The sequence below is a fragment of the Azospirillum sp. genome (assembly GCF_035627195.1).
In the GTDB taxonomy this organism is placed as follows: domain Bacteria; phylum Pseudomonadota; class Alphaproteobacteria; order Azospirillales; family Azospirillaceae; genus Azospirillum.
Genome location: NZ_DASPMG010000125.1, coordinates 46,747 through 57,861 on the forward strand (window position 1 = coordinate 46,747; position 11,115 = coordinate 57,861).

General features: G+C 61.7%; 11 protein-coding genes. All 11 read right to left on the reverse strand.

Annotated elements, in window-relative coordinates; all coding sequences use genetic code 11:
• Positions 1 to 340 precede the first annotated feature (340 nt).
• A complete protein-coding gene (locus tag VED21_RS11930; RefSeq protein ID WP_324882580.1) occupies positions 341 to 3,001 on the reverse strand; it encodes a hypothetical protein in 2,661 nt (886 codons plus the stop codon).
• Between the two features lie 23 nt (positions 3,002 to 3,024).
• On the reverse strand, positions 3,025 to 3,846 hold the full coding sequence (locus VED21_RS11935; RefSeq protein WP_324882581.1) for a LamG domain-containing protein: 822 nt from the start codon (positions 3,844 to 3,846) through the stop codon (positions 3,025 to 3,027).
• Positions 3,846 to 5,207 (reverse strand): hypothetical protein, encoded by a 1,362-nt coding sequence (locus tag VED21_RS11940; protein WP_324882582.1) that lies wholly within the window; start codon positions 5,205 to 5,207, stop codon positions 3,846 to 3,848. The genes VED21_RS11935 and VED21_RS11940 overlap by 1 nt, the downstream gene beginning before the upstream one ends.
• A 1-nt stretch (position 5,208) precedes the next feature.
• A complete protein-coding gene (locus tag VED21_RS11945) occupies positions 5,209 to 5,370 on the reverse strand; it encodes a hypothetical protein (RefSeq protein ID WP_324882583.1) in 162 nt (53 codons plus the stop codon).
• 16 nt (positions 5,371 to 5,386) lie between these two features.
• A complete protein-coding gene (locus VED21_RS11950; RefSeq protein ID WP_324882584.1) occupies positions 5,387 to 5,662 on the reverse strand; it encodes a hypothetical protein in 276 nt (91 codons plus the stop codon).
• 90 nt (positions 5,663 to 5,752) lie between these two features.
• Entirely contained in the window at positions 5,753 to 6,130 is a 378-nt protein-coding gene (locus VED21_RS11955) for a hypothetical protein (RefSeq protein ID WP_324882585.1), read from the reverse strand.
• 105 nt (positions 6,131 to 6,235) lie between these two features.
• Positions 6,236 to 6,565 carry a hypothetical protein gene (locus tag VED21_RS11960; RefSeq protein ID WP_324882586.1) on the reverse strand — a complete coding sequence of 110 codons (330 nt, stop codon included), beginning with the start codon at positions 6,563 to 6,565 and terminating at the stop codon, positions 6,236 to 6,238.
• Positions 6,562 to 6,957, reverse strand: a complete 396-nt coding sequence (locus VED21_RS11965; RefSeq protein ID WP_324882587.1) for a hypothetical protein — start codon at positions 6,955 to 6,957, stop codon at positions 6,562 to 6,564. The genes VED21_RS11960 and VED21_RS11965 overlap by 4 nt, the downstream gene beginning before the upstream one ends.
• Positions 6,958 to 7,056: 99 nt before the next feature.
• A complete protein-coding gene (locus VED21_RS11970; RefSeq protein WP_324882588.1) occupies positions 7,057 to 8,928 on the reverse strand; it encodes a phage major capsid protein in 1,872 nt (623 codons plus the stop codon).
• Positions 8,929 to 8,941: 13 nt separating this feature from the next.
• Positions 8,942 to 10,630, reverse strand: a complete 1,689-nt coding sequence (locus VED21_RS11975; RefSeq protein ID WP_324882589.1) for a terminase large subunit domain-containing protein — start codon at positions 10,628 to 10,630, stop codon at positions 8,942 to 8,944.
• Positions 10,617 to 11,115, reverse strand: a 499-nt coding sequence (locus VED21_RS11980; protein WP_324882590.1) for a hypothetical protein, incomplete at its 5' end; no start/stop codon positions are given. The genes VED21_RS11975 and VED21_RS11980, both read right to left, overlap by 14 nt.

Here is an 11,115-nt window from a genome sequence, read left to right on the forward strand (position 1 = left end):
GAAAGTGGGAATATCGAGAGGACGAAGAATCCGCGAGCGATTGGCTTAATCGGCAATGGTGAATTTCAGCACCGAATCGAGGTTGGCGATGTCTCAGGGTACATGCACTATTTGTGGCAAGATGAATTGCGAGTGGGTCGCTGGCCCCTATTGCGATGGAGCCTCGCCTCCCGCGCCCGATGGATATAGAATCCGGGTAGCCATGCAAAACTTCGGCGGCTTCTTTTTCTATGCTGAGCAGAAGCATCGGAAATGGTTTCGCAATCGCTGGGAGCAGATCACCGGAGTGATGGGATCAACCCCGGAAGAGGTGCTGGCGTCACTTCGGAGCAAGATCTAGCTACGGCGGCAAGTTCTGATTAGTCCGTAGCGTCACCGTCACCTGTGGGCTGTCGCTGGGTGTGTTGGCGGAGAATATTGGCGCTGCATTAAACCCACCAAAGACGGCCCCCGCTGAGGGAGCCGTGAGCGTGTCACCAACCTGAGTTCCTGTTGCGCCGGATGGCGTCAACGTGCGCGTTCCGCCACCGGCAGACGCTGGAAGCTTCATATTTATCATTCCGCCTGAACTCGTTGCCGTGCCGAAATCCACCTGAACGTTGTCCGTGCGCAGCATCTTGATCTGGCCGAACTGGGTGATCGACCAGTTTAAGGAGCCCGTGTTAGTGTACGGCACGTTGTTGGTGAACGTAAAGGTGTCCAGTTCACCCCACATCGTAGGGACGTTTGTTGAAACCGTCGTGCCTGCTGCGCCGCCTGTATAGGTAAGGTTTGCACAAGAGAACATCGGCGATTGAGCTGCGCATCCACCGAAAAGGGTAATGCTATTTACGCCTGTTGGGTTCGTTATAGTGAGTTTTGGCGCTGGATGTGGTGTGACGCCGAGGCCGTTTGTTGTCCATGCTCCCGTTGGAAAGCCGCCCGCCTCGCTGGTTTGAACATAGGTGTTCACCAAATCTTGCGTCACATCTACGACTTTGAACGAACGTCCCGCTTGGGCAGTCGTGCCGCCGCCTCCGCTACCCGCCCAGAACATATATTTGCCCGGAACGATGTACCGGGTCTGCGTCTCGAACGCTCCCACAGCGCCGGTGCTAATGGCATTCGGGATCGTGATGACTCCGCCTGACATGGTCCACAAAGTCGCAGGAGCGGTATCGCCAGCGCGTGTGACGACGCCCGGCGATGATACGCTGCAATTGGTGCAAATGGTTTCGTCCGAGGCGCCATAGGAATCTGTCCCGATCTTGAATATAGCGTCAGTCGAAATACAGCCAGGACACGAAATCGGAGAGTTGGTGAGGGTTAGCTTTTTAGGGCTGCCTTGCCATGACCGAATGCTTGTCCCGCTTAGATTGATTTCGTCCATAGACGAGCTTTGGACGTGAACTCGTCCTACCAATCCTCCGGTTATATTCCATTTTCCGACGAGCTTATCTGTCTCGATGGTGCAGGTAGATGCGTCAACGTTGATCCAGTTGTGCGTTTCGTTCTGCGTCGGGGCGACGCAGTTAACCCCGGCCATCTTTATATTTTCAAAGGTGACACTCCGGCCGTTAAAATATGTCTGGCCTGGGATGTCCAAGGTGAAGTCTTTGAAGACAGCAGTTTGCTCCCACAGCGGGTCCAGCGCATAGAGCGTAGCAGGCCCGCCGGGATCGACTTCAAAGAGGTTGCCGGTGTTGTACTGCGGCCAAGCCGCCTTATAGGAGTTTGCCAGTGGTGTATCGAAGCATACCTGATGCGTGCCGGAGTTTGTGCTGGCGACGGTCTTAAATTCGAACCAATGGTTATTGCTGGGGAAACCATAGGGCCCAGCCCAATAAGCCTGCAACACATAGCCGGTCATCATGACCTTAGAGCCGACTGGTGTCAGCGACGTTCGATCGCCGCCGCCAGTGCCGCCGCTGGTATAGGAACCATCGTAGTCGCTCTGGAAGATATCAATCTGCGTACCGTTTATAACCTTGATCCAACGCAGGCCGTTTGTCCGCTGAGCGAGCAAGCCGCGCGATGTGATGCCGGTCAAGTAAAGCGTGTCGCCAGATGTCAGGCCCGCCGTGGAATTAAGCGTGACTCGCGGTTGGCCGTTGCCTTGGAACTGCCTGCTACTGACGGTAGAGAGCGGAGGCACGTCGAGTTGATAGGTCCCAGTGCCGCCTGCTGAACCGGTCAACTGGGACTGGATCGAGACCGCGTTACCTTGAAGGCCGCCACCATTTGGGTACACCCACATACCGACAGCGAGGGCGCCATCCTGAACAGCCGAGACGGTCATGACGCCTGTGGTAGCGACACTGGCGGTAAATGATGCTGGCTTGGTCACGACGGTCTGGGATGAGAATGTGGCGGAGACGCTTAACGCATACGTGCCAGTTCCTCCGACACCGGTCGTCCCGGCGGTGCCGTAAGGCTGGATTGTGTTGAACGACCCCGTGCTACTGTCTTGGTTTCCGATGATAGCGCCGGGGAGGATGGTCCCTGACGCCACCGCCGTCACTGTCATTGTGGTCGTGGATGACGACGCTGTGAATGTTGCACGAGCAGGAAGGTTGTTGCCAATCGCGGATACGGTGACCGCTGATGCAGTCTTGATGATAACGCAACTATCACCAGCATTCGCGTCGTCGGTGCGGAGGCTGTGCGCGTTGTCTTGAACCTGCCCACGTCCTCCTATCATGAGGGCTCCAGACGCGCGCTTGATTGAGGTTGTCGCTGCGCCGGTCCCAGCAACGACCAGATCGGCTACACCTCCAAATATGAGTTGATTGTCCCCCGAACCGGCCGGATTAATCAGACACGTTCCAGCAGGAAGGTTTAACTGGACCGGAGCCGTGCCTTGAAAGGCCGCCTTGAACGCGAGGAATGCTGCCGTGTCATCGGTCACTCCATCGCAGACTCCACCGTAGGTGGAGAGGCTTACCTGAACGCGATTGTCGGCGCCTAGACCTCCCAACGTACCCACCGCCGCATAGACACTGCCGTGCAGCAACAGCAGCATAAGAGCAGCGACAACATTTCTCATTACAGCATTCCCGCCCAGCTAAGACCCGCGCCACTGTTGTAAAGAGAAGTTACATCGCCGGCAGAAAGAATACGCCCTTTCCAAAATCCGCACTGGTCAAAGCGATAACCCGTCGCAACACCGGCGCCGCCGAAAGCGCCTCTACCAATAGATATTTCATTTGTCGTGGACTGAACAGCGTTTGTAGCAGTGGCCGTTCCTACTGATGCCCCATTCTTATAGAGGGTCAGACCCTTTGTGGCGCTGTCGTATGTAGCAACTAGATGCACCCATACATTGTTTGTAATAGACGCGGAGTCATCTGCGTTGGTAACGTTTGATGAACTGTCGTAGTGGAAGAACGACCATTTATTAGACCCAGAAAAACGTGATCCTAGAGACCATTCTGCATTTCCAAATCCTGAAGTACCCTTGCCAAACGCCACCGATCCAGGACTTCCGGGACTGTAAATCCACATCTGCACGGAGAATGAGCCGCCAGCCGTGACAATGTTAGAGTTGCTTGCGGCAGTGAGATAAGCGCTACCGGGAAGAGCGAGGTAGTTGCCAACCAAAGCAGGCGCGGTATTTGTCGACGTTGGACTGCCAGTCGCTGTGAGCGTGGTAGCGCTGGCAGTGTCGTCTGTCCACGAGCCTGTTTCGAACGACCAGAAGCCAGTGCAGCTGGTTTGCAGGCCGAGCCCACCACCACCAGTCGAGTGGACGGTCCCTGGCCCCGGTCCCATACCACCCTGGGCCCTCGCCTTATCAGGCCGGATGATGGCCGGGATTGCCGGGACGAAAAGCCCGGCGGCTGTTTTCAAAAACCGGCGGCGGTCCATCAGCGTGCCACCCGCCAGTTGAGCGTGATGGCGCCGGGCGTGATCGAGCCCGACGTATTATTGCATACCTTGAAATTCACGTTGTTCGCTGACGGATAGGCGATGATCGTCAGCATGCCGGCGACCAACGGAACATAGCCGGTGACTGCTGTCGGATCGCCATTGAAGCCCCACCAGATGACGTCCGTCGTGGCCGTGTTGGTCGCGGTAGTCGTGACCACCGTTGCGCAGGTGGCCGAGGATATCGCGCTCGTGCCGAGGGCTGAGGTCCCGCTGGCCACCGTCGTGCTCAAGCCGCCGGCTGCCGACAGGTTGGCTGCGGCAGCCGTCGCGACGCCAGTACCCGGCGTGGTCGAGCAGAGCGCCGTGCCGTTGCTGAGATCGGCGCAGGCAGCCTGAGATACGACGCCGGAGCCGTTGCCCTTCAGTGCTCCGCTAATCGTGCCTGCGCCGCCCCTGGCCGCAGCAAGCGTGCCCGCAGAGAAGGTCGAGGCGTCCATGCCGAAATCGGGGACGACGACATAGTTCGTGCCGTCTGAAACGATCCCGGCGCAATTCGGCCGCGCCGCGCTGCCGGCGGGGAGGACGAACGTGGAGGCGCCGCCGATCGTCGAGGTCGTCGGCGTGATGGTCTGTGCGCCAGCCCCGATGTTGCAGGCGGTCGCGTACCACCCGCTCGTGAAGCTTCCGGTACCCGCCTGGGCAATCGTCGGCGCCTGTGGCGCGGCATTGCTGAGGTAGATGATCTTGGTGAGGTCAGTGCCCTGGAAGGCGTAGTTCGTGCCGGTCTGCACGCTGGGCACAGCGGAGGCCGCCCCACCGCCCGTCAGCGTGGCGCACGCCAGCCCGGAGCCGTTGACATAGACGAGCGCATGCGTCCCGTCATTGGCGCATGCAGGAACGGCTACGTTCTGCATATCCGCCGTCGATCCGGTCGGATTGATCCAGATCGAGTTGGCGATACCCTGCGGCAGCTGCGCAAGCGTCGCGCGGCCCGTCACGCTGGACATTGCCGGCGTACAAGCAGCTTGGGACGCGGCAGTGATCAAGCCCTTGGCGTTGACGGTGATGCTGGTGCACTGCGTCGCGCTGCCGAACGATCCGACGTTGCTGTTGACCGTCGCAAGGGTGTGGGTACCCGTGCCGTTGGCCGTGAGATCGCCTGAAGCGAGGCTGTAAACATATGCCGCTATCTGAGCCGCCGAAGGCCGCACGGCAGGATTGGCGCCTTGATAGGACGGAAACAAGTCGGCACCGATAACGGAACCACGGCCGGCACCAAGATTATTGATGGTCTGCGCGACCGCGGCCGACGCAAACAGTGTCAGCGCAATCAATACCCCTGCGAAATGCTTCTTCATGTCATTGCACCAAAATAGGTTGACCGGTGTCCGCCAGGATCGGCTGCCCGGTGTCAGCCAGGAGTTCATCGCTGCCACCCCCTCCCCCGCTCGCCGCCTCGACATCGGCCTGGGTGAGTTCGTCGGTCAGCTGGCGGACCAGGCGCGTGGTGATCGGCTGCATGAGCGGCCGGAAAAGATTAACCACTGAACACCCCGCATGCCGCCGCTCCGGCGGAACGGCTGAAGCGATACGTGCCGGCGCCGACGATGACGAGGCTCGATCTGCTGCCGGTCAGGGTCGCGACCGTAAAATATTCGCCGGCGTCATCCTTGAGCTGGATCTCGACCCTGGCGTTGCCGACGCCCGGTCCCGCCGCATCCTTCAGGCAGACGGTGAGTGTCGATCCATCAGCGACCGTCACGTCGCTCGAACTTGCAGCCGTGGTACCGACCGCTAGGATTTCCGTGGCCATCGATCAGGTCCCGCTTCTAGATGAAGAACTGAAGGCGCTTGAAGCGCGCAGCCCGCGCCAGGTCGGCGCAGGCTGGCGTTGTCCGTCGACCTACCTGGCGTCGTCGACCACGATATGGAACGCGCCGCTCTTGGCGTTGCCGCCTTGCGCGATCACGATCTTCACGCGGTCGCGGCCGAGCGCGATGCGGTCGTTGACGGCGACGCCGCCGGCCGCATACAGCGCCGCGACACCGACGGTCGAATGCGTCGCCTGGCGCGGGGCCTTCACAGCGGCCGCGTTGACGTCGCTCTGGGTCCAGATGTTCTCGCCGGTCGCTTCCGCCGTGATCGCGAAATCGACGCCGTCGGCAAAGTCGGTCTTGATGTAATGGATCTCGTGGATATAGCCCGAGATGTAGGGCGAATAGGCGGTCGCGCTGCCGTCAGCAGCGGTGGTGACCGAAACCGGGAACCTGCGCAGAGCCATGGGTTTACCTTTCGTTATGGAGGAATAGCCCTCTACCCCTGTTGACGAAAAAGCCCGGCGCATCGCTGCACCGGGCCACGCGGCCTCACGCGAAGTGGAAGACGATTATTCCTTTGGCGGCTCGGAGCCTTCGGATTCCGGCAAAGGGATGTTCGAGATCTGGCTCAGATTGTCGCGCGCCTCCTTGGCGGCGGCGGCGACATCCTTGGCGAAGGCGGAGTATTTCCTCGCCACATCCGCCTGCTCGGCGTAGGCCGCCTCGAGTTCGGCCGCCGCCGCATCGGCTTCGGCGTCGGCCTGCTTCATCAGATTGCCGGCCGCGTTCGCCAGCCGCTGAATTCCGCGCATCCTGTCATCCTTTTCGTTTTCGCGGCCGGACAGCTCGGCGATGGCTTGACCGAGATGGCGGTCAAGCCGCTCGCCGGCCGGCGTCACGTAGGGGCGGCGGGTGTCTTGTCACCCTCGAGTGCCGGCTTCTGCTCGCCATCACCGGCCTTGTTGGCGTCTGCTTCCGGCTGCAACGCGGCGTCGTTCGTCTTCTGCTGATCGCCGAGCCCGAGCACGTCGGTCTGCAGCAGCAAGGGATCGCGATCGACATTGCCTTCGTCGGACGACCGCGCGGGCTTCTGTTCGCCATCCGGCTTGCCGGCGTGCGCGGCCATCTCATTGGTGGCGGCGCCGCCGGCGATGGTCTCCGGCTTTCCCTCGCCGTCGATCGCGACCTTGACGCCGCTCCTGTGGCGCAGGATACCATCCTCGCCCTTGGCACAATCGTCCGGATCCGCCTGGGTACCGTCCATCAGACGATACATGTTTCCGATCTTCATGATCACTAGCCTCCTTCGAATGACCCACCCCTTACCCTTGGAAACGAAAAAGCCCCCGACCGAAGCCGGGGGCTTTCCAGTCTTGTGCGTCTCGCCGAATTACCAGCTGGTGCCGTTCACCCAGGAAACCATACCGTCGCGTCGCATGGTCCAGCTGACGTCCATCAGCATGCGGACGCCGACGCTGGCGGTCTGCCACAGCGAGCGGACCGGATCGGCTGTGGTGGGGCCGGTGCCGCTGACAATTTCGAGAGGAGTGGTATCCTCCATGTGAATAGTCGCCTGCTCCGACACATCGAAGTCCGGATCGCCGCCGGCGCCCGCGAAGTCCGAGGCGCGGATCGCGATCAGGCGACCGGCCGGCACGTTGGTCGACTCGATGAAGCTGACGCGATCCTTGATGCGCTGCATCCAGTTCGGGTCGCCCACCGGGCCGTCCATCAGCGACATGTTGAGGCCCTGCGTCGGGTTCATCAGCACCACGATGCCGTCCGCGGCGTTGGCGGTGTGGAACGGCGCCACCAGCGCCTTGATATCCTCCTTCACCGCCTGGTAGTCGCCGCCGGCAAATCCGACGCCGACCGCCGCCACGCCATTGAGGAGGCCCGCCGGCCGCGCGGTCGAGGCCGCGGTCGCGTCCAGCAGGATCGGATCGAGGATGGCCGCGGTGTCCTCGAGGATCGCCTGGCGAACGATGCCCTCGATCGCGGGCGTCGAGCGCTTGGCGAGCTCCTTGGAGAACGCGACGATCACGCCCATCTTCTTCGGGGTCAGGCTTGCGGAGGCGGTGGTGATCTTGCCGACGCGGATCGGCGCACCTTCGGCGACGAATCCGCCACCGGCTCCGCCGGCCGTGCGGCGCGGCATCGTCAGCGTGCCCCAGCGATCGAACGTCAGCGACAAACCACGGCCGAGCAGATCCGGGAAAATCGAATGCCCGGCCAGCGCCTCGATGAAGCCCAGATACGCAGTCTGCACCAGGTCGTCCGCCCAATGCGAGCCCGTGGTGGTGCCGATCGTCTGATCGGCCTTGGCGATGATGCCGACCGCCTCATGGCCTGGGTAGCGCGCTTCGAGCGCTTTCTCGATCGACATGCCACCGAAGTGCGCCGTGCCGCGAACGACCAGCGCCTTGACCAGCAGGTCCATGCCGTTCTTTTCCTGGTGACCCAGCGGCTTGCGCGCCTGGGCCGGAACGGTCGGCGTATCGCGGACGGCGCCGGCGCCGATCTTCGCTTCCGCCGCCTTGAGCGTGGCAACCGTCTTCTCTTCGGCGTCGATTTGGCTGGTCAGTTCACCGATCGCGGTTTCGTCCAGCGTGTCCGCGCCGGTCAGTTCGGACAGCTTGTCCTTCTTGGCAACGAGGGCCGTCTGCGCATCCTCGATGCGCTGGGAAAGGGTCTTCATGGTGATGGGTGCCTTTGTGGCAGGAGGTGATGCGGCATGCTCGCCGGTGTTGGACACGTCCTTTCGCCTCACTTCGGCATGCTCGCCAAAGGCCAGGGACATGGTTTCGGAAGAGATGTTGAGCTGCTTCGCCAGGGTCAGCGCCGACGGATTTGCCGGCACGGACACCAGCGATGTCTCCAGCAGCTCCTGCTTGGTGTAGCGCTGTGGTCCGTAGGGCCGATCCGGATTGATCGGCTCGGACTTGATCGGAATGAAGCCGACCGATACCGCGCGCAGCACGCCCTGCTCGACCAGGCTGATCAGCTCGTCGATGCGAGCGCTGGTGCCGCGGGCGGCAAGCTTCAGCTTCGCAACCAGCTTGTTGCCCTCGACGCGGACATCGGTCCAGGTGCCGATCGGAAAGCCGTTCGAATGACCGAACAGCGCGATGGGGTTCTTCTTGAAATTCGTCAGCACCCAGCCGGCGGCCATGATGATATCGCCGTAGCGGTCGACCGTCTCGTCGGACAGAACGAACTCGAGGCCGCCGTCGCTCGCGACGGTCTTGAAGATCATGTTCATCGTCGTCTCTCCGTCAGGCGACCATCGCCGCGACGTCGGCGACGATTTGAGGTGATGGATTCCAGCTCATCAGGATCGCGGCCTCGAACAGTGCGATCAAAGGATCTATCTTGGCGCGGCCGGAGATCTGCTTTGTGATCATAAGATGGTTGCCGCGCGGCTCGACCTTGGCGTTGCCCATCACCCAATCCATCAGTGCTTGCTCGGCATGCCAGAACGTGCCGTCATCGAGCTTCAGTTCCAGCCCGTACATCGCCGGCGCCAACGCCGGGCCCTGCAGCAGGCGCCTGATCTGTTCGGGTGCGATGCCACCCTCGGCCAGTGCTTCGAACACGGCCGCCGCATTGTTCGGATCGACGCCAGCGGCATCCTTCTTCGACAACAGCCCGGAGGCCACCACCTGGCGCACCAGTTCGACGAAGCGGGCGTGGCGCGCGGCGCCGTCACCGATAGTCAGCGAGCCCTCGTCCTTGAAACGCAGTAGCGACGGCGCGATCGACTTGCGTCGCTCCAGCACCTTCGGATCGGCAAACGCGTGGCACCATGACAGCCACTCGCGCGTCGAGCGGTCGCGGCCGATCACCGCGAGTGCGAGCAGATCGTCGAGGCCGCCGCCATCGGCGCCGATCGTCACCACCTCGGAGCGCGCCAGCAGCGACTCCAGCGTTAGCGTCGGATCGGCCGCGGCTTCCCAGAAGTCGGCACCGCGCCAGGTGTCGTTGGTGATGCCCACACCGATTTCTATGTTCAGGTGCTGGCTGGCCCAGATCTGCTCGGCCTCGGCGTTGATCTTGCCGTTGTTCTGGTAATCGTCGATCAGGCGCTGCGGGTCGATCGAGCGCCCAAGGTTCGGCAAAATCAGCGGCCAGTTTTGCGGATCGCGCCAGTAGTCCTGGTCGCGCTGCAGCTCCGGCGGATACTCGTACAACACCGGTAGCAGGATTGGATTGGGTCCGCCGGTGCCGTCACGAATATTGCGGGCCTTCGAAAGCTCGTTGGCCCAGATTCCATCCGGCCTCTCGTCCGACTGAGTGGTGATCATCAGCACCTGACCGCCCTGCATCGTGATGCCACCGCCCCGGATCTGCTGCATTACGGCCGCGGCCTTCGCTTTCTTGCCGAGCTCGTGCAACTCATCGAGGATGGTCAGGATCGGGATCTCGCCGGTGACGATCGTGGTGTCGAAGGTCTTGACATCGAGCTTGGTGCCGGTCTTGCGCCGCGTGATGCACTTCAGGTGATCCTGCACCTTGAAGATCTTGTTCAGCCGCTCATCGAGCCGGATCATGCCCTGCGCCTGCTCGAAGCATCGCTCCGAGATGTTCTGGCTCGGACCGACCAGAAGCATCTGCCGGTTGGGCGCGTCTTCCATGTAAAGCGCTGTAAGGCCGAGCGCTGCGACGTTGGTGGTCTTCGAATTCTTCTTCGGCACCATGCACAGCAGCTCCCACACCAGGCGCCGCTTCGTCTCGGGATCCTCGCTCGCCAGGAACGCACACAGGATGTCGCGGAACCAGTCGCCGCAGGCTTCCGACATCGGCGGGTTGCCGGGGACATCGGGAAGCCTGAGGCGATTGAAGAACGCCAGCGCCTTCGCGGCCTTGGCGGCATTCAACGGCACATGGGCCATTGGTGTCTGTCCGCGCTGGATCCGGTGCCACCAGTCCGGACAGGCGAAGCGCGGAAGATCAGTGGACGGCATTCTGCGACGCGGCTTCCTCGTCGAGCTCGGCCATCAGGTCGGCGTCGGCGTCCATCGCGATCTGAGCGGCGACCACCTTCTTGCCGGCAGTCGGCTGCGTCTTGTCGCGGCCGGCCGCCATCTCGCGTTCGGCTTCCATCCGGTCGTTGCGTTCCATCAGCTTGCCGAATTCCTTCAGCGCGCCGACGTTGCCGCTCTCGGCGAGTTCCCATGCAAGCTCGAGGCGCCGCAGTTCCAGCCGATCGCGCGCGACCTCCTGCTGACGCAGCTCATAAAAATAATGCTTGCGCAACGTCGGCAGCGTGACGCCGAGCGTCGAGGAAATCCGCGGCGTCGACCAGCCGAGCGCCAGCAACATGCTGACTCTGTTGCGGGTTCTGACCGTGACGACATGCGGCGGCCGGCCGCGCCGAACGGGTGCGTCGATCCATGGGTTGCCGAACAGGTCAAAATCCGCGTCCAAGATTAAAAAATCCCTGAATGAG

Bases quoted from the DNA above. Each gene is read 5' to 3' on its own strand.
- VED21_RS11940 (WP_324882582.1), bottom strand. From the start codon at position 5,207: ATGAAGAAGCATTTCGCAGGGGTATTGATTGCGCTGACACTGTTTGCG.
- VED21_RS11930 (WP_324882580.1), bottom strand. From the start codon at position 3,001: ATGCTGCTGTTGCTGCACGGCAGTGTCTATGCGGCGGTGGGTACGTTG.
- VED21_RS11965 (WP_324882587.1), bottom strand. From the start codon at position 6,957: ATGAAGATCGGAAACATGTATCGTCTGATGGACGGTACCCAGGCGGAT.
- VED21_RS11955 (WP_324882585.1), bottom strand. From the start codon at position 6,130: ATGGCTCTGCGCAGGTTCCCGGTTTCGGTCACCACCGCTGCTGACGGC.
- VED21_RS11975 (WP_324882589.1), bottom strand. From the start codon at position 10,630: ATGCCGTCCACTGATCTTCCGCGCTTCGCCTGTCCGGACTGGTGGCAC.
- VED21_RS11970 (WP_324882588.1), bottom strand. From the start codon at position 8,928: ATGAACATGATCTTCAAGACCGTCGCGAGCGACGGCGGCCTCGAGTTC.
- VED21_RS11935 (WP_324882581.1), bottom strand. From the start codon at position 3,846: ATGGACCGCCGCCGGTTTTTGAAAACAGCCGCCGGGCTTTTCGTCCCG.
- VED21_RS11950 (WP_324882584.1), bottom strand. From the start codon at position 5,662: ATGGCCACGGAAATCCTAGCGGTCGGTACCACGGCTGCAAGTTCGAGC.
- VED21_RS11945 (WP_324882583.1), bottom strand. From the start codon at position 5,370: ATGCAGCCGATCACCACGCGCCTGGTCCGCCAGCTGACCGACGAACTC.